Origin of the sequence: Bradyrhizobium sp. Arg816 (genome assembly GCF_029989365.1) — a bacterium.
Taxonomy (GTDB): domain Bacteria; phylum Pseudomonadota; class Alphaproteobacteria; order Rhizobiales; family Xanthobacteraceae; genus Bradyrhizobium.
The window spans coordinates 60,794-81,796 of sequence record NZ_JAPRAQ010000003.1 but is presented as its reverse complement, the minus strand read 5'-3'; the positions used below and the strand labels follow the sequence as shown (position 1 = coordinate 81,796).

Here is a 21,003-nt window from a genome sequence, read left to right as displayed (position 1 = left end):
TCTCAGCACTCCGACAGCAGGACGTCGAGATCGGCGGTCGAGCGCTGGCCGATATCCGCGCCGTGCTCGTCGAGAAAGGTCTCGGCCGCCAGGCGCCCCTCGGCGCGCAGCATCGAGACGAACTCCCATTCGGCGTTGAGCTTGGATGACGCGCCGAACTTCGCCAGCATGTCGCTCTTGACGCGGTGGGTCCGCATCTTTGCCCAGCGCGCGCCCTCGCCGCTGCCGGGGTCGGCCGCCTGGCGCAGCAGCGCGATCATGCGCAATTCCTTCATCAGGGGCGAATTGAACGAAATCTCGTTCAATCGATTGAGAATCTCCGCAGCCGTCCGCGGCTCCTCGAGCGTTTCGGTCGGATTGATCTGCACCAGGATCGTGTCGTGCGCATCGCTTTCGCGAATGAGCGGCGTGATCGTGGGGTTGCCGGCGAAGCCGCCGTCCCAATAGGGTTCGCCGTCGATGTCGATCGCACGGAACATGGTCGGCAGGCAGGCCGACGCCAGCAGCACGTCCGCCGTGATCTCGGCATTTCGGAAGATGCGGCCGCGCCCGGTGCGCACCCGCGTCGCGGTGATGAACAGCTGGATCGGCGAGCGCGCGAGGCGTTCGAAATCGATGCTCTCGGCCAGCACCGCGCGCAGCGGATTGTAGCCGGTCGGATTGAGATCATAGGGCGAGAGCACCCGCGACATCAAATCGGTGAGGATGTAGGCTGGCGACGTATCGAGCGTCCAGCGCCCCATCAGGCGATCGAGCGGCGAGCGCTGGAGCGGGCTGAAGGCGGCAGCCTTCGAGACGCGGTGCCAGTATTTTTCGAGCGCGTCGCGCGCGCCCTCGGCGCCACCCGCGATCCATCCGTCTGCGAGCACAGCCGCGTTCATCGCGCCCGCGGAGGTGCCGGAGATCGCGGCGATGGTGAGCCACTTCTCTTCCAGCAGACGGTCGAGCACGCCCCAGGTGAAGGCGCCGTGCGAACCGCCACCTTGAAGCGCGAGATCGATTAGTACGGCGTCCCGTTCCATGGCGGCACCCACGCAACTGAAGCTCAAATTCGACGTGCTTTTTAGTACCCGAAGATGACAGCAGTGTAGAGAGCCGTGGCTACAGATTGCAACCGGAACGTGGAGCGTTCTAGTGCTCGAATACCAGCCGTGCGCCAACCGTGCCCTCGAGCGCCCGGATCTGCGCAAGCAGCGCGGCCGAATCCTCACCCCCGAGATCGGCGTCGAGCACGACGTAACCGAGGTCGCCGGCGGTCTCCAGATATTGCGCGACAATGTTGATGTCGCGCTGGAGGAAGACCTCGTTCAGCCGCCGCAGCATGCCCGGCACGTTGCGATGGACATGGCTGAAGCGCGCGCCGGCGGGACGTAAGTGCAGCTGCACCTCCGGGAAGTTCACCGCGCCCATGGTCGATCCCGTGATGAAATAGTCGACCAGCTTGCGCGCGACCTCGCCGCCGATGCGCTCCTGCGCCTCCTCGGTCGAGCCGCCGACATGCGGGGTGAGGATGACGTTGTTGAGGCCCTGCACCGGGCTCTTGAATCGTTCCGCGTTCGAGGACGGCTCAACCGGGAACACGTCGATCGCAGCGCCCGCGATGTGACCGTCGCGCAAGGCGCCTGCGAGCGCATCGAGATCGACCACGGTACCGCGGCTGTTGTTGATGAAGAATGAGCCCGGCTTCATCGCGCGCAGCTCCTTCTCGCCGATCATGCCTGATGTCTCCGGCGTTTCCGGCACGTGCAGGCTGACGACGTCGCTCTGCGTCAGCAGCTCTTCGAGCTTCTCGACCGGCTCGGTATTGCCGTGTCGGAGCTTGTCGGTGCGATCGTAATAGATCACGCGCATGCCCATGGCTTCAGCAAGGGTCGAAAGCTGCGAGCCGATATTGCCATAGCCCACGATGCCGAGGGTGCGGCCACGCACCTCGCGGCTGCCGGCAGCGGACTTGTCCCAGCCGCCTTCATGGGCGGACACCGAGCGCGGAAAGATCTGACGCAGCAGCATCACGATCTCGCCGATCACGAGCTCGGCGACGCTGCGGGTGTTGGAGAACGGCGAGTTGAACACGGGAATGCCGCGCTTGCGCGCCGCCAGGAGGTCGACCTGGTTGGTGCCTACGCTGAAGCAGCCGACCGCGAGAAGCCCGTCGGCGGCCGCGAGCACCTCATCGGTGATCTGGGTGCGCGAGCGGATGCCGAGCAGCGACACGCCCTTCAGCGCGCGCCGCAGGTCTTCGCCGTCCAGCGCCTTGGTCAATCGCTCGACATTGGCGAAGCCCGCGCTCCGGAACAGGTCGACAGCGCTGTCATTGACGCCTTCGAGCAACAGCGCCTTCGCGTTCCGCTCGGGGCTTTGGCCTGGGGCTGGCATGGAATCTCCGTAGGTCACAGCTTTGCCGCAGCTCATAGACCGCGGGGGAGATGCAGCACAATAGGGTTTGGATATGGGGAGAAGATGGCGGGGCGGTAAGCGTTTACGGTGGCCGCCCGGTCAAATGACGTAAAACCCGTGCGTGCCGTCGAGCCGGAGTTGCTCGACGAGACCGTATTCCCAGTCGAGATAGGCCTGCATCGCGCGCTCGGCGACGTCAGTGCCTTCGTAGGGCCGGCGGTAACGATGCGCCGGGTCGGGCTTGGGCAGCACGCGCGGCGGGCCGACCTCGAGCTCACCATTGTAACCGCCTTCGAGGACGTAGACCTCCCAGCCCATCTGCGCGAGCCAGGATGCCGTCATGTCGGCACGTACGCCCTTGTCGTCGGTCAGGAGGATGCGCGCGCCGCGCACGGGCGCGGCCATGTCGGTTTCCTGGACCAGCTGGCCGCCGGGATAATGCCGGAAGCCGCGGAGATGGCCAGCCGCATACTCTTCTGCGTCGCGCACGTCGAAACGATAGAGCGTGCGATCGGTCTGCGCTGCGAGCGCCTTCGCCTCGTTCGCGCCGATATGGCGAACACCGGCGCGATAGGCGACGTCGCGCGCATTGGCCGGGCCGCCCTCGAACGGCCCGATCGCGCCACGCCGGCCGGCGCCGTGATCGAGCGTGTGCCGCGCCAGCGTCCAGCCGATCGTGCCGTTGCGCAGCGCCCGCACCTTGTTGGGCACGCCGGCATTGATCAGCGACTGCGTGCCGATGATCGAGCGCGTGCGCCCGGCGCAATTGACGATGATGGTGGTTTCAGGGTCGGGCGCGGCCTGCCCTGCCCGCAGCACCAGCTCAGCGCCAGGCACGCTGACCGAGCCCGGGATGTTCATGGTCGCATATTCGTCGAAGCGGCGAACATCGAGGATCGCGATGTTGGCCTTGTCCGCGATGAGCTCTGCCACCTCGTCGGCGCTGAACGACGGCGTGTGCCGCCGCGCCTCGACCAGCTCGCCGAACGCTTTCGAATAGGAATTGACGTCCTCGAACACCTGATAGCCCGCCGCACGCCAGGCCTTCAGTCCGCCTTCGAGCGCACTGACATTGGTGTAGCCGAGCGCGGCAAGCCGCTCGGCGCCGGCCTCAACAAGCCCCTCGCCGTCATCATAGAGCACGATTGCGACGTCCTTGCGCGGCAGCCTCACCTCGGCTTCGATCGCGATCCGGTCCGCGGCCATGTTGGCGGCGAACAGCGGATGCCCGGTGGCGAAGCCGGCCTCGTGCCTGAGATCGAGCAGCGCGATCTCCTCGCGGAGCAGCAGCGCGCGGCGGATATCGGCGGGGGTGACGGTGGGGAGCTTCATGGCGTGAACCCTGGCAAGTACGGCCAAGGGCTTTTGAACGATTGTCGCGCGCTTGGCTAGCCTTCGCGGCCGCTCACTCGCCCGGAACCAGCCGCCCGAGCGGCGGCTGCGCGGGGCGCCGCAGCCTGCGGCGCGACAGATAAAGCAAAATGCCGGTGACCGAGAACAGCGGCATCAACGCTGCTGCAATCATGAAGGCGAGCTTGCCGGGCCAACCCAGGAACGCGCCGCGATGGATGTCGAGCACGTTCGCGATGATCTTCTCGCCAAACGTCTTGTCGGCGTAGCGCTCCGCCGAGACGATCTGACCGGTGACGGCATCCACGCGGAATTCGTCACGTGTGGTATCGAGCGTCGTGTCCTTCGCCCACGACCGGATCCGGATGACCGTGCCCGGACCAGTTGGCAGCGTCAGCAGCGCTTTGGCGAAACGATCGCCCTCCTCGCGCTGGAGCGTCGCCCACGCAGGATCAAATCCGACCGCCTGAACCGGCTCGGAACGCCCTGCGGCGCGCGGCTGCTTTGGCTGCATCTTCGCGGCGGCAACATGCGGACGCGACAGCAGCCAGACCACCCCGTCCTTGTACCAGTCAAATGAGTACCACAGCCCGGTCAGCGTCATCACCAGATAGACCGGCAGCACCCAGGTTCCGATCACCGCGTGCAGCGAACGGTGCAGTCCACGCCCGCTGAGCCCGAGATTGGGTTTCAGCCACATCTTCACGCTGCCGGCGCGGCGCGGCCAGCGCAGCACGAGGCCCGAGATGAGCATGACGATCAGGCCGAGCGCGGCGATGCCGGTGATCTGGCGTCCCCAGCCCTTGGCGTCGCCGGGGATCAGCAGCCATCGATGCAGCCTGCGCACGGTCGCGAAGAACTCCTCGCCACGCGGCGCACCCAGCACGTGCGCATCGTAGGGATCGACATAGAGCGATGTCGGCCGCGCGCCCTGCTCGTCGCGCGCGAAGCGGACACGCACCGCCGCGGCCGGATCGCTCGACAGCGTGACGGCCGAGACCCTGCCGAGGTCCTGCCCCGCCTTCAGCCGAGCCACCAGTTCGTCCGGCATCAACGCCGGTGCCTGGCGCGGCGCGACCTGCATGAGGCCGGCGTTGAGATGATCGCCGATCTCGTCCTCAAAGCTCATGATCGCGCCGGTCAGCGCGATCAGGGCCAGCAGCAGCGCGAGCACGAGGCCCGCGATCGAGTGAATCTGGTGCAGAGCGACCTTGATATGATGCCCCACCCTACGCATCGAAGCCGGCCTTCTTGATCAGCGAGATCAGTGGATCTGCGCGGGTGTGCCGCTCAGCCATCGCTAGAACTTCACCGTCGCCGACAGCGACACCCGGCGCGCATCGCCGATCGCGACGTTCAAAGCGTTGCCGGTGCTGGAGGTATAGTAGAGCTTGTCGAACACGTTCTTGACGTTGAACTGATAGGTCACCGGCAGGTTGTCGATTCTCGTGTCGTAGGTCGCGAAGATGTCCGCCACGGTATAGGCCGGCATGAAGAACGTGTTGGCTGCATCGCCCGGGCGGTCGCCGACATAGTGCGCGCCGCCGCCGAGCCGCAGACGTCCGGGGAGTGCATCGCCGAAATCGTAGACGAGATAGAGCGAAGCCGTGTTCATGGCGGCGTTGAACAGCTTGGCGTTGCCGACAACGGGATCGTTGATCAGCCGTGCGTCGGTATAGCCGTAACTTCCGATCATACTCCATTGATCGCTCAGCTTGCCGGTCACGTCCAATTCCACGCCGCGCGACCTGGCTGCGCCCGACGTGCGCGCCGCCGACTTGCCGCCACCGATATCGTCCAGCACCAGCACGTTCTTCTTTTCGATGTCGTAGACCGCCAGGGTGCCCGACAGCCGCTTGTTGACATCGAACTTCAGGCCGGTCTCCCATTGCGTTCCCTCTTCGGGCGCGATGGTGGAGTCCACGACGAAGCCGGTGGTGAACGCCGCGATGACCGATGTCGGCTTCAGCGATTGCGTATAGCTCACGTAGTACGAGAGCTGCTCGTTCAGCTTGAAAATGACCCCGCCGAGCGGCAACACCTTGTCGCCCGCCAAATTGGTGTTCGTGATGAAGTTCGGGCGGCCCTTTCCGGCGAGCTGCTCGTATTCCATCCAGCGTACGCCGCCGACCACGGACAGCCAGTTGGTCAGATGGAACGTGTCCTGGGCGAAGAAGCCGCGGGTGCCGAGCTTGTCGGTCTGCTCGCTGTCCACTGGCGAAACCGTCGTGCCCGGCACGACCAGCCCGTAGACCGGGTTGTAGAAATTGAAGCTCGGGGTCGCCTGGCGAATCAGATCGTGGCGATCGATCGTGCGATATAGCGCCTCGCCGCCGAACAAGATCTCGTTGCGGAAGCCGCCCACCCAGACGTCACCCTGCAGATAGGAGGTGCCGTAACTGGCGTTGCTCAGCGAGTTGCGGGTGCCGTCGTTGCTGCGGGTCTCGACGCCGGTCGTGGCATTGACGCCGGTGATGCGAAGCTGATTGGCGCTGAAGGTCTCGGTGTTGTAGCTGTAGGCCGCCGTGACCTTCCAATTGTCGTCCAGCTTCTGCTCGACCGAGGCCTGCACCAGGTCGGAGGTCCCCCACATGTTGTTGAACGGCTCGTCGAGCCGGCGCGTCTTCGGGATCGCCAGCGGAGCGCCTTTGACGAAGGCAGTGCCCCGGTCAAACGGAGTGATGAACTCGCGGTGCTCGTAGGTGAGTTGAACCGTCGTGGTGTCGCCGTACCAGGCTAGCGACGGGTTCACCAGCATTTCCCGATGGCGGCCGAAGTTGCGCCAATAGTCCTCACTGACGCCATAGCCGACGAAGCGATAGGCAAGGCCCTGGTCACCAATCGGACCGGTGATGTCGAGCGTACCGTCGGCGCCGTTGCGATTGTTCGCGTAGGTTGAGCCGAGCAGCGTAACCGAGCCGTGCTGGTACAGCTCCGGCCGCTTGCTGATGGTGTTGACGATGCCGCCGGGATCCATGATGCCGTAGAGCAGCGAGGCCGGTCCCTTCAGCACCTCGACGCTCTCGACCGCGGCATTGAGGCTGCGGCCCTGCACCAGCGGCATGCCGTTGCGCATGATCGAACCGTCGCGGTTGTCGCCGAAGCCGCGGCGGATCACGGCGTCCTGCGTTCCCGCGAGCGTGTTGGTCTGGGTGATCCCGCTGATGTTGATCAACGCGTCGTCGATGTTGCGCGGGAGCTGGTCCTTCAAGACCTGTTCAGGCACGACGTTGACGGTCTGCGAGGTATCGAGCGGCGAGGCGCCGCTGCGCAGCGTGGTCGAGCTCGGCATCGCGCGGTAGCCGAGCTTGGCAGCCTGTTGCGCTGCGCCCTCCGCGGCGGCGCGCTCCGCGAGCGTCGGTCCTGCGGGGGCGACCGTGGCATTGCGCTGGCGTGCCGCGGCTTGCGCGCGGCGTAGAGACTGTCCCGACGCGCGCGCCGGTTTCGGTCGCTGCACCGGCGCTTCCACTGTCACTGGTGGCAACGCCGATTGCGCCAGCGCACTCGTCGTGTTCGAGGGGGATTCGACGAGCAGCACCGCTGCGCCGAGGAGAAGACCTGCACGGCTCTTGCCGGCACGATGACGATGGCCGCTGACGCGCTGGCCATCCACGGGGGCACGCACTTTCATTCCACTTCAAGTCAAGAACATTGAAGTGTGCGCCTGTAACAGTCGGCGGGATCGAAGAGAACCGTAGGCGAGCTTGAATCGCTCTAGTGTTGAATCGTTCTAAGCGCATCAGCGCACCGAACGGCAATCACCCATTGATGTCGCAGCGATCGCAACACGCTGCACGCGAATTCGCGGCAACGTGTCACGAAGGCTTTACATCTCACGCGATGGCAGGAGCAATCAGCTCGTCAATCTTTCGCTTGAGCGCCGCACCATCGGATGAGGCACGGTACGGCGGGCGCACGCGCAGCCAGCCGGCGTCGCCCGTCTGTGCGGCGAGGATTGCCTTCAGCGTCGCGAGGAACGACGGCGTGTTCAGCACGACATCGAGCGCAGCTTGCATGCGCGCCTCGACATCCTTGCCGTCAACCATGCCCTTGACCAGTTCGGGCAGGACGTTGGCCATGCCGCAGATGGTGCCGGCGCCGCCGGCGGCGATCGCGCGGGTGATGTCGGCTTCGTTGCCGACAGTGATGGCGAGATCGGGAGCAGCAGTACGGAATGCCTGGAACTGCTTGAAGTCGCCGCTGGAGTCCTTCAGGCCCGCAACCACCTTGCCGTAACGCTTGCGCAGGTTCGCCGCGACACTGGTCGGGATCGCAACGCCGGAGACCTGCGGGATGTGATAGAGCGAAGCGCGCAGGCGATCGTCGGCGACGCCGTCGATGATGGCGGCAAAAGCATCCTCGATGCCTTCGGGCGTGACACCACGGTCGAAATAGGGCGGCAGATACAGCACGTGACGCAAGCCGAGGCCGAGCACGGCGCGCGTCAGTGCGATGCTGTCGGTGATGGCGGGAAAGCCGCCGCCGATGCCGATCCGCTCGGGCGCGACGCCGGCCTTGAGCACGGCCTCGATGGTCGCGACACGCTCAGTGACGTTGAAGGAGGTGCCCTCGCCAGTGGTGCCGAACAGCACGACACCATCGACGCCCTTGCTGAAAAGCTGCCTGGCGTGAGCGGCGAGCTTGGCGGAGTCCACGCTGCCATCAGTCGCCAGCGGCGTCACCGACGCCACCCAGAACCCGCGAATTACCTCCGTCATCTCACCACCCATTAGCTGCGGTCCCGGACTAAGCCCCTGATCTCGAACGATCTTAGGAGGCCTTCCGAGCCTTGTTTTTGCTTTACTTTTTATGTTGTACCTTACATACAAGACGGACGCAAATCCTTTCCACCGTCATGGCGCGCATGAGACGCAGCCAGATCCGAGGAGGTCTCGCATGAACATGGTGAGCCCCATTGAGCGTCCCGATCAGTTGCTTGGCGCCCTGCGCGACAAGCTCGGCGCGGCCGCCGTGCTGATCGGCACCGACGTGCCCGCACGCAATTGCAACGACTGGAGCGCGAGCCTGCCGCAAACGCCGCTTGCGGTGATCCGACCGGTCGATGCGCAAGGCGTTGCGGATGCGCTTGCGACCTGCCGGCAGGCGCGGCTGCCCTTCGTGCCGCAGGGCGGATTGACCGGGCTGTGCCGCGGCGCTTCACCCGACGCAGGCTGGGTCGCGATCTCGCTCGAGCGCATGACCGGCATCGAGGAGATCGATCGGGCGTCAATGACGATGACGGTGAAATCGGGCACGCCGCTGGAGACGATCCAGAAGGCTGCGGACGAAGCCGGTTTCTTCTTTCCGCTCGATCTCGGCTCGCGCGGCTCCTGCGCGATCGGCGGCAATCTCTCCACCAATGCCGGCGGCAACCGCGTGATCCGCTACGGAATGACGCGCGAACTGGTGCTCGGCCTGGAGGTGGTGCTGCCCGACGGCACCGTCATCACCAGCCTCAACAAGCTGATGAAGAACAACGCCGGCTATGACCTCAAGCATCTCTTCATCGGCTCCGAAGGTACGCTCGGCATCATCACCCGCGTGGTGTTGCGCCTGTTCCCGAAACCGCGCTCGACCATGGCGGCGCTGTGCGCGCTGAAGGACTATGCCGCGGTGATCGCCCTGCTCGATGCCGCGCGCAGCGGGCTCGGCCCGCTGCTGTCGGCGTTCGAAGTGATGTGGCCGGACTATTGGGACGTGATCACGACGCGCGCCGGGGTGAAGCCGCCGGTCGCCGCAGGCCACGGTCTCTACGTGCTCGTCGAGGCCCAAGGCACCGACGAGAGCCTGGATGCACCGCGTTTCCAGGCCTGGCTCGAAGAGCTGATGGAGCGCGGGCTGCTCGCGGATGCCGCCGTGGCGCAATCGCTGGCGCAGACGCAGGCGTTCTGGCGCGTGCGCGACATCTGCGCCGAGTTCGGCCAGGTGCTGGGTCCGCACATCTCCTACGACATCGGGCTTGCGGTGGCGCGGATGGACGAGTTCGTCACACGCTGCAAGGCCGCGTTGGCCTCCGGCATCAAGGGGTGCGAGAGCGTCTATTACGGCCATATCGGCGACGGCAATCTGCATCTCGTGTCCTGGGTCACCGGTCTTTCCGTCGAGCAGCAGCCGAAGGAAGAGATGGACGCGATCATCTACGGCCTGGTGCGCGAGCTGGGCGGCAGCGTCTCCGCCGAGCATGGCATCGGCACGCTGAAGAAGAAGTGGCTGGGCCACGCCCGGAGCGAAGCCGAGATCGCATTGATGCGGACGCTGAAGGCCGCGCTCGATCCCGATCACCTGCTCAATCCCGGCAAGGTGATCTGAGACAGCAGATGCGATCGCTCAAGCTCGATACGCCGAAATCGCTGTCGCAGCGGGTGGTGCTGCGGCTGCGCCAGGCCATCATCGACGGCGAGTTCGCGCTCGGCGCCGCCATCTCCGAGGAGATGGTGGCGAATTCCTTCGGTGTCAGCCGCACGCCGGTGCGCGAGGCGATGGGCCAGTTGCAGGCGCAGGGCCTGGTCGTGATCCGGCCGCAGGTCGGCAGCTTCGTGTTCACGCCGAGCGCGGAGGACATCACTGCGCTCTGCACCTTCCGGATCGCGCTCGAGCCCAAGGCCGCCGAGCTCGCGTTCCGTCACGATCGCGACGGCGCAATTGCGACGATGAGCGAGGCAATCGCGGCGATGGAGCCGGCGATCGCGGCAAAGGACAACATCGCCTATGGCCGCGCCGATGCGAGCTTTCACGAAGGGTTGTTTGCGCATTGCGGCAACCGCTATCTCATCGAATCCTACCAGCTCGTCTCGGGCCGCGTCGCCGCGCTGCGCACCAATCTGACGTCGCCGATCGACGTGCGCACCCGCTCGTCGTTCGACGAGCATCGCAAGCTGCTCGATCTGTTCGCGCGCGGCGAGTTCGCCGCCTTCGAAGCGCTGATGACGACGCACATCACCAATTCCGGCCTGGTCTACGCCAAGGCCTTGAAAGTGGAGGCCTTGAAAGTGGAGGCGCTGAAGCCGGACTGAGCGCTTCTACCGCGCGTCTCTCGATCCCGGCCTGTCCAGAAAATCCAGCGCGGTGTTGATCTGTTCGAGCTGGTGCTCGATCTTGTCGCGATCGTCGACCGACTGCGCCTTCTCGAGCTGTTCCACAAGCTTCTGCTTCCGTGACAACAAGTTCTCTATGACCGTACTCACAAGTCCCCCATCGCCCCGAAACGAAGCGTCGAGGCAAAATCCGGTTACGGCACTGGCGCCGGGATGGTCGGGTCGCGCGCGAGCATGGCTCGCACCGGTCCCTTGATCAGAATGTTCGCGGAGGCCGTTGGTTCCTGCGAATGAACCACAACTCCGAGCGATGGAACTATTTGCGCAGGCTCGCCCAGACCCCACCGAGGATCAGCACACCGCCGAACAGATGGATCAGTTTTGGCGGCTCACCGAGAATTGCGAACGACAGCAGGGCGCTCGCGATCGGTCCGAGATAAAGCACGAGCGAGGTTCGGACCGAACCGAATTTGCCGCCGAGCCAGGCAAAGCCGGCATAGGCGAGCAGCCCGGGAACGATCCCGGCGAAGACATAAGCCGACACCGCTTTCGTGCTGAAGACCTGCGCCGGCGTGGTCCACATCTCGATCAGCGCCTGCGGCAGCGAGAACAGCGCGCCGGCGCCTGCGAACAGGCTCATGCGCGCCAGCAGCGACGCCTTGGGCGCCGCGCGCGATTGCAGCAGCGTGTAGCCGGACCAGCCGAGCATCGCGATCACGACCAGGCCATCGCCCGCTGCCGTCTCCAGTGCGAACAAGGTCTCCGGATGACCGCCGGAGATGATGAGCAAGGCGCCGGCGAGCGCAAGCGCTGTGCCGAGCCATTGCAGCGGGCCGACATGCTCGATGCCGAGCACCGCAGAGATCATCAGCACCGTGATCGGCGACAGCGCCATGATCAACGCGATGTGGATCGCCGTCGTCGAGATGCCCGCGGCATAGACCGGGCCGCCGCAGAGGAACATGCCCATGAAGCCGGCGGCGAGGATCGGCCAGATGTTCTTGCCAAGTGGCACGCGGCCGGCGCGGATTTCGGCGAATGCGATCGGCGCGAGCCCGATGGCAACGATGCTCCAGCGGAAGAAGGCGAGCGCGAAGGGCGGGACCGACCCCGCAAGCCCGCGCGCCAGAATCTGATTTGAGGCCTGCGCGGTCGCCACCAGGATGAAGCCGATCAGCGCAACCGCACCGAGCCAGGCCTCGGTGGACGGCGCCGCGCCGTCAGAAGTTTCCTTGCCCATGGGCAATCGGATATCCGATGTCGGCCCCGGTGAGAACCCGGAAGAGGGATCGCTCATATGCATATGCGGCACGCGCACCGTTCCGGGCGGCGGTGCTGGGCTCGACGGCGACCAATCTCCGCCTCGTCGAGGACGCCGTACGGATGGTCCGCCGGCATGGCCGCGAACCGGCCACGACTGCCGACGTCCGGCAGGGGCTCGCAAACGGTTAACGCGCTCACGCGGGCCGGATTGCTCCTGGCGGAACCGCGAATCTTCACGTGTCCGTCGGTTGAATTTGCGCCGCCGGAGTCCTATGCCTGTGCGCCATGGACACCCAGATCATGACCGCCGAAAAGCCCCTGATGGCGCAGGCGCGCCCGCGCAAGCCGGCGCCGTTCCTTCCCATGAGCCGCGCCGAGATGGATGCGCTCGGCTGGGACGCCTGCGACATCGTGCTGGTGACGGGCGATGCCTATGTCGACCATCCGAGCTTTGGCATGGCCATCATCGGGCGGCTGCTGGAGGCACAGGGCTTTCGGGTCGGCATCATCTCGCAGCCCGACTGGCATTCGGCCGAGCCGTTCAAGACGCTGGGCAAGCCAAAGGTGTTCTTTGGCATCACCGGCGGCAACATGGATTCGATGGTGAACCGCTACACCGCGGACCGCCGCCTGCGCCATGACGACGCCTATACGGCCGGCGGCGAAGGCGGCAAGCGGCCGGACCGCTGCACCGTCGTCTACGCCCAGCGCTGCCGCGAGGCGTTCAAGGACGTGCCGATCGTGCTCGGCGGCATCGAGGCGTCGCTGCGCCGGATCGCGCATTACGATTACTGGTCCGACAAGGTGCGCCGCTCGGTGCTGGCCGACGCCAAGGCCGACCTCTTGCTTTACGGCAATGCCGAGCGCGCCGTCGTCGAGGTGGCCAACCGTCTTGCCGCCGGCGAAGCGCCGCGCGAGCTCAGCGACATCAGGGGCGTCGCGCTGTTCCGCCGCGTGCCCGAGGACTATTCCGAGCTGCACGCCGACGATCTCGATTCCGCCGACGAGGGCGCAACGCGCCAGAAGGGTGCGACCGTCATCCGGCTGCCGGCGCTGGAGCAAGTCGAGCAGGACAAGGAAGCCTATGCGCGCGCGTCACGCGTGCTGCATCGGGAGAGCAATCCCGGCAATGCACGGCCGCTGGTGCAGCGTCACGGCGATCGCGATCTCTGGCTCAACCCGCCGCCGATCCCGCTGACCAGCGACGAGATGGACGCGGTCTACGACCTGCCCTACGCGCGTGCGCCGCATCCGTCCTACGGCGAGGCCAAAATCTCCGCCTGGGACATGATCAAGTTCTCGGTGACGATCATGCGCGGCTGCTTTGGCGGCTGCACCTTCTGCTCGATCACCGAGCACGAAGGCCGCATCATCCAGAACCGCTCTGAAGGATCGATCCTGCGCGAGATCGAAAAAATCCGCGACAAGACGCCGGGCTTCACCGGCGTGATCTCCGACATCGGCGGCCCCACCGCCAACATGTACCGGATGGCGTGCAAGGACCCGAAGGTCGAGGCCGCGTGCCGGCGGCCGTCCTGCGTCTTCCCGGAGATCTGCCCGAACCTCAACACCTCGCATGACGACCTGATCCGGCTGTATCGCAAGGTGCGCGAGACCAAGGGCATCAAGAAGGTGATGGTCGCCTCCGGCGTGCGCTACGACCTCGCGGTCGAGAGCCCCGAATACATCAAGGAGCTGGTCACCCATCACGTCGGCGGCTATTTGAAGATCGCGCCCGAACATACCGAGCGCGGTCCGCTCGACAAGATGATGAAGCCCGGCATCGGCGCCTACAACCAGTTCAAGCGGATGTTCGACGCCGCGGCCGAGCAGGCCGGCAAGAAATATTACCTGATCCCGTACTTCATCGCGGCGCATCCGGGCACGACCGACGAGGACATGATGAACCTCGCGCTCTGGCTCAAGAAGAACCGCTACCGCGCCGATCAGGTGCAGACCTTCCTGCCCTCGCCGATGGCAACCGCAACCGCGATGTACCACACCGGCGTCAACCCGCTGCGCGGCGTGCGACGCGGCGGCAGCGACAAGGTCGAGGCCATCAAGGGGCTGCGCCAGCGCCGCCTGCACAAGGCGTTCCTGCGCTACCACGACCCCGACAATTGGCCGGTGCTGCGCGAGGCGCTGAAGGAAATGGGCCGCGCCGATCTGATCGGCTCCCGCCCCGACCAGCTCGTGCCCGCGCACCAGCCGCCCGGCACCGGCAAGGCCGCCGGCACCAGGCGCCCGCTCCGTCCCGGCGGCAAGACGCAGCGCTTCACGACCAAGGGCTTGCGGGTGATGAAGTAGCAGGCGGCCAGCCGCCTGCTACATTGCGAGCACCACCGCCCCGGACACGGCATCCGTCACGCCGCGCCCGTTGCCCTGGTCCTCGAGCACCGACCTGAAACTGTCGAGCGTCTTGATCATCGCCGATCGCGCGTCAACCAGCGCGTCCTGACTGGCCCACGTGCCGATGAGGCAGAATGTCTGCTCGCCGGTCTTGATGATGACGCCGTGTTCGAGACCCGGCCATTTGGCCTTGCCGTCCCGATGCGCATCAAGGAAGGCGGCTTCCTCACCGGCCTTCACCTTGAACTTCACCACGTTATAGACTTGCATGATGCGCCTCCCGAAAATGGATTGATGAAAAGGCGAGCGCCGGACCAAGTCGGGTTCGGACAGATATTTTTGCACCCCAAAACAAAAAAAGTCGAAAACAACCCCATGCACAGTAGCCGGCGATAGCGAAATCAAAGGCTTAAAGCGCAACGACGGCGGGTTGAATCGCCGTCACGTCTGGGTTGGTTGCTCTCGCACGAAATTTCCGAAAAACAGAAAATAGCTTGACCCGTCGGGCAAAACTGGAGCATAATGGCATCATCGGCGCATGGCGTCGGCAAGCCCCCAGCGCTACTCCGTATCGATATCCTCAAGCTTCACGCCGCGTCCCGCGCGCAGGCTGTTCCGCGCCTGTTCGACGCGCTGCAGGAAGCGAGGATCATGCTCCAAGCGGTATTCGAACCAATCTTTCCTCCGGCTCGAATCCAATCAACACGCCTGCCGGCTTGCCGTGACGCGTGATGACAATCTCCTGCGTCTCTGGGCCTCACGGAGATAGCGGGACAGATCATCCTTGATCACGGAGAGCGGGACCTCTTTCACTCCGGATCTCCGACCTGTGTGAGGCATGACTCAGCCTCCGATTTGGCAACGATCGCCAGAATTTCGACGGTCGCGCGGGAAAATCGTAGAATACTCGGACTTCGTGAGATCGGAACAGCACGCACCAAAACCAGTTGACCTCGGCGCCATCATGTAACATAAGAAGTTACATGAAACGAGACAGCCGATTATCAGGGGTTCTCCACGTCCTGCTGCACATGGCGCAGCAGCCTGGCCCCTTCACCTCAGAGACCCTGGCGAAGGCCATGGACACCAACCCGGTGGTGATCCGCCGCATCATGGCGGGCCTGCGGGACCTCAATTACGTCCGGTCCGAGAAGGGGCACGGCGGTGGCTGGACGCTGGCTTGCGATCTTTCGAAGGTGACGCTGCGCGATGTCTACGCCGCGCTCGGCAGCCCCTCGCTTCTGGCCATGGGCAATAGGACGGAGGCGCCGGGCTGCCTTGTCGAGCAAGCCGTCAATGCGGCGCTCGATCAGGCCTTTGACGATGCAGAGGCACTGCTGCTGTCGCGCTTGGGCGAGGTGACGCTGGCGATGCTGGGTGACGATCTGCGCAAACGCCTCGGATCCCGAAAGCTTCAAGGCATGAGCGCCCATCACGCATGATGAACTCTATTCAGCAGGACAACATCGTGACCGACATTCAAAACGCGTTCTCCGATCCGCAGATGGTGGCGAAGTACACCGAAGGGCCGCCACGGTTCGTTCCCGGCTACAATTCGATGCTGTCCATGGCGGCGATCCTCTTGGGCGAGCGCGCGCGTGAAGATGCGCGAATACTCGTTCTTGGCGCCGGCGGCGGCCTGGAGCTGAATGCCTTTGCGCAAGCGCAGCCGCGCTGGACCTTTGATGGCGTGGACCCGTCCGCGGCGATGCTGAATCTCGCGAAGCAGACGCTGGGCCCGCTCGCGTCGCGCGCGCATCTGCATCAGGGCTATATTGACGTTGCGCCAGAGGGGCCATTCGACGGCGCGACGTGCCTGTTGACCCTGCACTTCGTCGATGTCGAGGAACGGCTGCGAATGGCGTCCGAAATCCGCCGCCGCCTCAAGCCAGGCGCGGCGTTCGTTGCGGCCCATTTCAGCATCCCAGGTGACGACGATGAACGGCCGCTTTGGCTCTCGCGGTATTCTGCCTTTCTCGCCGCATCTGGACTCGAGCCCGATAAGGCTGCTGCCGCCCGCAAAGCGGTCGACGGGCAATTGAGCATCCTGGCGCCAGCGCGAGACGAAGCAATCTTGCGCGACGCAGGCTTCTCCGACCCAACCCTGTTCTACACCGGCTTCACGTTCCGCGGCTGGGTGGCCTACGCCTGAGGCCCGCCCCCTCACCGATCCACCGGCACGCCCGGCCCGAGATGATACCGGCTTGAGAAGAACACCAGCGGCGTGGTGTCGTGGTAGTCGCAGTTCGAGACTTCGGCGATGATCAGCGTGTGGTCGCTGACATCGACGTGGCGTGTGACCTCGCAGGCGAACCAGGCCATGCAGCTGGACAGGCGCGGCAGGCCGTCGACGATGTCGTAATCCGGCGCCGCGCCGGTGTTCGGCTGGCTCGCGAAGTGCCGCGACAGGTCCCGGCCATGCTCGGGCAGGACGTTGACGCAATAGCGTCCTGTCGCCGAGATCGCCCGGTGCATGCGTCCCGGCATGACCGACACCAGCACGGTCGGCGGGGACAGGCTGACGGTGACAAAGCTGTTCGCGGTCATGCCGCAGACCCGGCCGTGCTCGTCCAGCGCGGTCAGCACCGCGACGCCGGTCGCAAAGCGCGACGCGGCTTCGCGGAACGACGCCGGATTGGCGCGCTGGATGTCAGTCCCCACTCGCATCGGTCCTCACGCAATCGCCCTGACCGGCTCTGATGGCGCCGACATGCGTTCGATCCAGGCCTGGATGCGCTGCGGCGTGCAGATGCGATCCCACTGCCGGTCCGGGTAGTTGAAATTCTCGGTGAACTCGTTGGCCAGCGCCGGGTTCTGGCTCATCGCGCCGATCAGCATGCCCAGCGCTTCCGTCGGCGGCTGCAGCATCACATTGGTCCAGCGCGAGGCCGCCAGCACGCGATCCTGTCGTTTCAGCTCGACCTTCTCGCAGAGGCGTACGTCGAGCGCGTCCGCGTTGACGATCTCCTCGCCGAGCACGAAGGCCGCATAGGATGCGATATTGGCGCCCTGGCCCATCATGGGATCGACGATCGCATGGACGTCGCCGAGCGCAATCGCGCATTTGCCGTCGTCGAACTCGACCACAGTGTTGCGCACCGTCGGGACCACGCCGCCTTGCAGCAGGTCCTGCGGCTGCGCGAGATCGAACCGCGCGGTGTCGATGCGGTCGTAGGTCGTCGGGTGATGCTTCTCGAGCTTGCCCAGCAGCACCTTCAAGAAGTGCTTCGGGTTGTCGTCGTAGCTGAGCGTGGCCAGTTCCTCCATGTCGCCGCCCGGCACGTTCTCCATCAGCAGTGCGTTGGCGACACCGCCGAACGTAATGGTCGGGATCACGATCATCTCGCCATGTCCTGGAGACACCGAGAGCGTGACGTTCATGGGATCGGGCTGCCGCACGCCGGTGTAAAGCCCGACGCACAGCCGCCGTTGCGGCTGCGAATAGGGCGTGTGCTCCGGCCGGTAAGTGAAGAGCTGGCCCAGCGGACCCTTGCCGGTCGAGACGACCAGGAGATCGAAACGGGCGACCAGCGGACGGATGTCGCGCTCTTCGATGCGGCGGTATTCGATCTTGCCACCGCGGCTGACAAAATCCTGCATCAGGGCAGGAAGATAGATCCGGTAGTCGACGGCGCGGCTCGGCTTCGAGAAATCGCCGCGAAAGCTCAGCGGCTGCGGAAAATTGAAGAAATGGTCGTGGTAGTAATAATGGTCCTTCGGATCGCTCCAGTGATTGACGCCGAGATAGTCCTCGCGCGCGATCGTCACATGGTGATGCGCGACGGTGTTAAGCAGGCGGATGTCGCGATAGTCCTCGGGCGGCCGGTCGGTGATAACAGTGGCGTCCACGCCATGTTTCTGCAGGTAGAGCGCGAGATGCAGGCCGGCGATGCCGGCGCCGACGATTCCGATGTTGCGTGCCACGTGGTCTCCTCCCCTGTTTCCTTGCCCTGTGATGGCTTGTTTTGAGGGAGCCTAACGGCCCTCCGGATTGCGCACTACGGAATAAATGGGATATAATTTATTCCAAACAGGAATGAATTATGGACCGGATCGATTGCCTGCGCGCTTTCGTTCGCGCCCTGGAGGGCGGCAGCTTCTCGGCTGCGGCCAAGGAGCTCGGGATCGGCCAGCCCGCGATCAGCAAGCGCATTGCGATGCTTGAAAGCGAATTCGGCACGCAGCTGTTTTCGCGCACGACGCGCACACTGAAGCCGACGGCCGAGGCGCACCGGATCTACGATCTCGCGCGGCAGATCCTCGACAGCTTCGACATGGCGCGGTCGAGTGTCGAGCAGGCCGCACCCCGCCCCACCGGCACGCTCCGGATCGGCGTGCCGTCGTCGTTCGGACGGCGCTACATGATGCCTGTCATCGCCGAGTACGTTCGGAATTACCCGGAAGTGCGGGTCGACATCCGCTTCAGCGAGCGGTTCGTCAATCTGGTGGAAGAAGGCATCGAGCTGGCGCTGCGCATAGGAAACCTGGAGCCGAGCACGCTGGTCGCCCGCCGGCTCGGGACCGTGCAGCGCCATCTGGTCGCGACACCCACCTATCTGCACGGCCGCCCGCTGCCGCGGACGCCTGACGATCTCGGCTCGCACCAGTGCATCGTCTATTCACGGATGTCGCCGGCGCACCAATGGGCCTTCGAATCCGAGCATGGTCGTCACGTCGCATCGATCAACGGACCCATTCATGTCGACGACGCCGATGCGATGCAGGAGGCGACGATGCAGCATCTCGGCATCGCGATCCTGCCCGAATGGAATGCCGCGGAGGGTCTTCGCAGCGGCGAGCTCGAGCATGTGCTTCCGGACTACACCATCGCCGCGCTGCCCCTGCATGCGGTCTATCCGGAGACGCAGTGGATGTCGCTGCGCGCGCGAAGCTTTCTGGATCTCCTGGTTGACCGCGCCGAGCATTTCACGCCAGCCCCGTCGCATACCCCCGCCGCCGGCGCAGGCGGTTGACGCCGCCCCTGCCATCATTAAATGACGCCCATGAAAAAGATCGGATTTCTGTCCTTCGGACACTGGACGCCCTCGCCGCAGTCGCAGACCCGCTCGGCGGCGGACACGCTGCTGCAATCCATCGAGCTGGCCGTCGCGGCGGAACAGCTCGGCGCGGACGGCGCCTATTTCCGCGTGCATCACTTCGCGCGCCAGCTGGCCTCGCCCTTCCCGCTGCTCGCCGCCGTCGGCGCAAAAACCAGCACAATCGAAATCGGCACGGCCGTGATCGACATGCGCTACGAGAACCCGCTCTACATGATCGAGGATGCAGGCAGCGCCGATCTCATCGCCGGCGGGAGGCTCCAGCTCGGCATCAGCCGCGGCTCGCCGGAGCAGGTGATCGACGGCTGGCGCTACTTTGGTTATCGCCCGGCCGACGGCCAGAGCGATGCCGACATGGGCCGGCGCCACGCGGAGGTCTTCCTGGACCTGTTGCGCGGCGAAGGTTTTGCCGAGCCCAATCCGCAGCCGATGTTTCCCAATCCGCCGGGACTGCTGCGGCTCGAGCCGCATGCGCAGGGCTTGCGCGAACGGATCTGGTGGGGCGCCGGCTCGAACGCGACCGCAGTGTGGGCGGCAAAGCTCGGCATGAATCTGCAGAGCTCGACGCTGAAGAACGACGAGACCGGCGAAGCTTTTCATGTGCAGCAGGCCGCCCAGATCCGCACCTATCGCGCCGCATGGAAGGAAGCCGGCCACACCCGCGAGCCCCGCGTGTCGGTCAGCCGCAGCATCTTCGCGCTGATGAATGATCGCGACCGCGCCTATTTCGGCGGGGAGCGCGGCGGCGAAGACCAGATCGGCTTCATCGACCCGCAAACGCGCGCGATCTTCGGCCGCTCCTATGCCGCTGAGCCGGAAGCGTTGATCGAGCAGCTCAAGCAGGATGAGGCAATCGCCGAGGCCGACACGCTGCTGCTGACGATTCCGAACCAGCTCGGCGTCGACTATTGCGCGCATGCGATCGAGGCGATCTTGAAGCACGTCGCGCCGGCGCTTGGCTGGCGGTGAGACCACCAACCGATTCACTGCGACCGATTCACTGCGCAAGTCAGGCGGTCTCTTGCTGACCCCTGATCTTCTCAAGCCAGGCTGTCAGACGCGGATGTCTCGTATATCGGCCCTCCAGGCCTGCGAGTTCCTGCTGAAAGACCGGCAGCGAGAGCAGCCGTTCGATATCGGGCTCCCTGATCTTCCAGATCGCCGGCGGAAAGAAGCCATGCACCTTGAGTTCGTAGAGCTCGAAGATCGCGTGAATGATCTCGTGTACCGCCCGGCGCTCTTCCGGTGTGATCTCAATGTCGCCGGCAGCCCCTCGCTCGAGGAATGCCGCGACCGGAAGGCGTCGTCGCAGGTCGGAAACCCGGTCGGAATATCGAAGGAAGATGTCCGCGCCCAGACGCCGATTGTTGGTGTGTAGCGCCGCATAGATCGCGGCCAAGCCAACGATGATCGATCCGAGCGTCACGAATCTGAGAATATAGTCGAGCACGCGTCTCCTCCTTGCGCAGGGCACCGGAGTGACAGAGATAAACCAGACCGTGGGCCGATAAAATGGGGCGGCCGGGGCTCGTGGACGCCCCGCATCTGACATT

The 21,003-nt window shown here is 64.9% G+C and carries 20 protein-coding genes; 7 read left to right on the top strand and 13 right to left on the bottom strand.

Going from position 1 to position 21,003, the window contains the following annotated elements; all coding sequences use genetic code 11:
* Positions 1 to 2 precede the first annotated feature (2 nt).
* The 6 genes from OWC48_RS09015 to OWC48_RS08990 all read right to left on the bottom strand — a co-directional run bounded on the left by OWC48_RS09015 (position 3) and on the right by OWC48_RS08990 (position 8,465).
* Complete coding sequence (locus OWC48_RS09015) at positions 3 to 1,022, bottom strand: patatin-like phospholipase family protein (RefSeq protein WP_282519669.1); 1,020 nt, start codon at positions 1,020 to 1,022, stop codon at positions 3 to 5.
* A gap of 109 nt (positions 1,023 to 1,131) precedes the next feature.
* Entirely contained in the window at positions 1,132 to 2,376 is a 1,245-nt protein-coding gene (serA, locus tag OWC48_RS09010) for a phosphoglycerate dehydrogenase (protein WP_282519668.1), read from the bottom strand.
* A 120-nt stretch (positions 2,377 to 2,496) separates the two neighbouring features.
* The gene (locus OWC48_RS09005; RefSeq protein ID WP_282519667.1) at positions 2,497 to 3,729 is read right to left on the bottom strand and encodes a rhodanese-like domain-containing protein; all 1,233 of its coding nucleotides are present in this window, start codon (positions 3,727 to 3,729) and stop codon (positions 2,497 to 2,499) included.
* A gap of 73 nt (positions 3,730 to 3,802) precedes the next feature.
* Positions 3,803 to 4,984 (bottom strand): PepSY domain-containing protein, encoded by a 1,182-nt coding sequence (locus OWC48_RS09000; protein ID WP_282519666.1) that lies wholly within the window; start codon positions 4,982 to 4,984, stop codon positions 3,803 to 3,805.
* Between the two features lie 63 nt (positions 4,985 to 5,047).
* Positions 5,048 to 7,378 (bottom strand): TonB-dependent siderophore receptor, encoded by a 2,331-nt coding sequence (locus OWC48_RS08995; RefSeq protein ID WP_282519665.1) that lies wholly within the window; start codon positions 7,376 to 7,378, stop codon positions 5,048 to 5,050.
* Positions 7,379 to 7,580: 202 nt separating this feature from the next.
* A complete protein-coding gene (locus OWC48_RS08990) occupies positions 7,581 to 8,465 on the bottom strand; it encodes a dihydrodipicolinate synthase family protein (RefSeq protein ID WP_282519664.1) in 885 nt (294 codons plus the stop codon).
* Between the two features lie 178 nt (positions 8,466 to 8,643).
* Here OWC48_RS08990 and OWC48_RS08985 point away from each other — a divergent pair, with 178 nt between their 5' ends.
* Both OWC48_RS08985 and OWC48_RS08980 read left to right on the top strand, forming a co-directional pair.
* A complete protein-coding gene (locus tag OWC48_RS08985; RefSeq protein WP_282519663.1) occupies positions 8,644 to 10,056 on the top strand; it encodes an FAD-binding oxidoreductase in 1,413 nt (470 codons plus the stop codon).
* Positions 10,057 to 10,064: 8 nt separating this feature from the next.
* Positions 10,065 to 10,760, top strand: a complete 696-nt coding sequence (locus OWC48_RS08980) for a GntR family transcriptional regulator (RefSeq protein WP_282519662.1) — start codon at positions 10,065 to 10,067, stop codon at positions 10,758 to 10,760.
* Between the two features lie 6 nt (positions 10,761 to 10,766).
* On the opposite strand, the gene OWC48_RS08975 is transcribed toward OWC48_RS08980, so the two are convergent.
* On the bottom strand, positions 10,767 to 10,907 hold the full coding sequence (locus tag OWC48_RS08975; protein ID WP_282519661.1) for a hypothetical protein: 141 nt from the start codon (positions 10,905 to 10,907) through the stop codon (positions 10,767 to 10,769).
* A gap of 190 nt (positions 10,908 to 11,097) precedes the next feature.
* The gene (locus OWC48_RS08970; protein ID WP_282519660.1) at positions 11,098 to 12,021 is read right to left on the bottom strand and encodes a DMT family transporter; all 924 of its coding nucleotides are present in this window, start codon (positions 12,019 to 12,021) and stop codon (positions 11,098 to 11,100) included.
* A 308-nt stretch (positions 12,022 to 12,329) separates the two neighbouring features.
* On the opposite strand from OWC48_RS08970, the gene OWC48_RS08965 reads away from it, so the two are divergent.
* The gene (locus tag OWC48_RS08965; protein WP_282519659.1) at positions 12,330 to 14,351 is read left to right on the top strand and encodes a YgiQ family radical SAM protein; all 2,022 of its coding nucleotides are present in this window, start codon (positions 12,330 to 12,332) and stop codon (positions 14,349 to 14,351) included.
* An 18-nt stretch (positions 14,352 to 14,369) separates the two neighbouring features.
* Here the strand turns inward: OWC48_RS08965 and OWC48_RS08960 are convergent, their stop codons facing one another.
* Complete coding sequence (locus OWC48_RS08960; protein ID WP_282519658.1) at positions 14,370 to 14,663, bottom strand: DUF718 domain-containing protein; 294 nt, start codon at positions 14,661 to 14,663, stop codon at positions 14,370 to 14,372.
* A gap of 379 nt (positions 14,664 to 15,042) precedes the next feature.
* Positions 15,043 to 15,126: a hypothetical protein gene (locus OWC48_RS47120; protein ID WP_368860656.1), complete on the bottom strand. Its 84-nt coding sequence runs from the start codon at positions 15,124 to 15,126 to the stop codon at positions 15,043 to 15,045.
* A gap of 250 nt (positions 15,127 to 15,376) precedes the next feature.
* Between OWC48_RS47120 and OWC48_RS08955 the strand changes: the two genes are divergently transcribed.
* Positions 15,377 to 15,835 (top strand): Rrf2 family transcriptional regulator, encoded by a 459-nt coding sequence (locus tag OWC48_RS08955; RefSeq protein WP_282519657.1) that lies wholly within the window; start codon positions 15,377 to 15,379, stop codon positions 15,833 to 15,835.
* Complete coding sequence (locus OWC48_RS08950) at positions 15,832 to 16,545, top strand: class I SAM-dependent methyltransferase (RefSeq protein WP_282519656.1); 714 nt, start codon at positions 15,832 to 15,834, stop codon at positions 16,543 to 16,545. The genes OWC48_RS08955 and OWC48_RS08950 overlap by 4 nt, the downstream gene beginning before the upstream one ends.
* Before the next feature lie 11 nt (positions 16,546 to 16,556).
* Here the strand turns inward: OWC48_RS08950 and styB are convergent, their stop codons facing one another.
* Positions 16,557 to 17,060 (bottom strand): styrene monooxygenase NADH-dependent flavin reductase subunit StyB, encoded by a 504-nt coding sequence (gene styB / locus OWC48_RS08945; protein WP_282519655.1) that lies wholly within the window; start codon positions 17,058 to 17,060, stop codon positions 16,557 to 16,559.
* Between the two features lie 6 nt (positions 17,061 to 17,066).
* The gene (styA, locus tag OWC48_RS08940; protein ID WP_282519654.1) at positions 17,067 to 18,317 is read right to left on the bottom strand and encodes a styrene monooxygenase subunit StyA; all 1,251 of its coding nucleotides are present in this window, start codon (positions 18,315 to 18,317) and stop codon (positions 17,067 to 17,069) included.
* 119 nt (positions 18,318 to 18,436) lie between these two features.
* On the opposite strand from styA, the gene OWC48_RS08935 reads away from it, so the two are divergent.
* A complete protein-coding gene (locus OWC48_RS08935; RefSeq protein ID WP_282519653.1) occupies positions 18,437 to 19,366 on the top strand; it encodes a LysR family transcriptional regulator in 930 nt (309 codons plus the stop codon).
* A 30-nt stretch (positions 19,367 to 19,396) separates the two neighbouring features.
* Positions 19,397 to 20,419, top strand: coding sequence for an LLM class flavin-dependent oxidoreductase (locus tag OWC48_RS08930; RefSeq protein ID WP_282519652.1), 1,023 nt, complete (start codon positions 19,397 to 19,399; stop codon positions 20,417 to 20,419).
* A gap of 40 nt (positions 20,420 to 20,459) precedes the next feature.
* Here the strand turns inward: OWC48_RS08930 and OWC48_RS08925 are convergent, their stop codons facing one another.
* Positions 20,460 to 20,849, bottom strand: coding sequence for a hypothetical protein (locus OWC48_RS08925; protein WP_282519651.1), 390 nt, complete (start codon positions 20,847 to 20,849; stop codon positions 20,460 to 20,462).
* Positions 20,850 to 21,003: the final 154 nt, after the last annotated feature.

Bases quoted from the DNA above. Each gene is read 5' to 3' on its own strand.
- OWC48_RS09015 (WP_282519669.1), bottom strand. From the start codon at position 1,022: ATGGAACGGGACGCCGTACTAATCGATCTCGCGCTTCAAGGTGGCGGT.
- serA (WP_282519668.1), bottom strand. From the start codon at position 2,376: ATGCCAGCCCCAGGCCAAAGCCCCGAGCGGAACGCGAAGGCGCTGTTG.
- OWC48_RS09005 (WP_282519667.1), bottom strand. From the start codon at position 3,729: ATGAAGCTCCCCACCGTCACCCCCGCCGATATCCGCCGCGCGCTGCTG.
- OWC48_RS09000 (WP_282519666.1), bottom strand. From the start codon at position 4,984: ATGCGTAGGGTGGGGCATCATATCAAGGTCGCTCTGCACCAGATTCAC.
- OWC48_RS08995 (WP_282519665.1), bottom strand. From the start codon at position 7,378: ATGAAAGTGCGTGCCCCCGTGGATGGCCAGCGCGTCAGCGGCCATCGT.
- OWC48_RS08990 (WP_282519664.1), bottom strand. From the start codon at position 8,465: ATGACGGAGGTAATTCGCGGGTTCTGGGTGGCGTCGGTGACGCCGCTG.
- OWC48_RS08985 (WP_282519663.1), top strand. From the start codon at position 8,644: ATGAACATGGTGAGCCCCATTGAGCGTCCCGATCAGTTGCTTGGCGCC.
- OWC48_RS08980 (WP_282519662.1), top strand. From the start codon at position 10,065: ATGCGATCGCTCAAGCTCGATACGCCGAAATCGCTGTCGCAGCGGGTG.
- OWC48_RS08970 (WP_282519660.1), bottom strand. From the start codon at position 12,021: ATGGGCAAGGAAACTTCTGACGGCGCGGCGCCGTCCACCGAGGCCTGG.
- OWC48_RS08965 (WP_282519659.1), top strand. From the start codon at position 12,330: ATGGACACCCAGATCATGACCGCCGAAAAGCCCCTGATGGCGCAGGCG.
- OWC48_RS08960 (WP_282519658.1), bottom strand. From the start codon at position 14,663: ATGCAAGTCTATAACGTGGTGAAGTTCAAGGTGAAGGCCGGTGAGGAA.
- OWC48_RS08955 (WP_282519657.1), top strand. From the start codon at position 15,377: ATGAAACGAGACAGCCGATTATCAGGGGTTCTCCACGTCCTGCTGCAC.
- OWC48_RS08950 (WP_282519656.1), top strand. From the start codon at position 15,832: ATGATGAACTCTATTCAGCAGGACAACATCGTGACCGACATTCAAAAC.
- styB (WP_282519655.1), bottom strand. From the start codon at position 17,060: ATGCGAGTGGGGACTGACATCCAGCGCGCCAATCCGGCGTCGTTCCGC.
- OWC48_RS08935 (WP_282519653.1), top strand. From the start codon at position 18,437: ATGGACCGGATCGATTGCCTGCGCGCTTTCGTTCGCGCCCTGGAGGGC.
- OWC48_RS08930 (WP_282519652.1), top strand. From the start codon at position 19,397: ATGAAAAAGATCGGATTTCTGTCCTTCGGACACTGGACGCCCTCGCCG.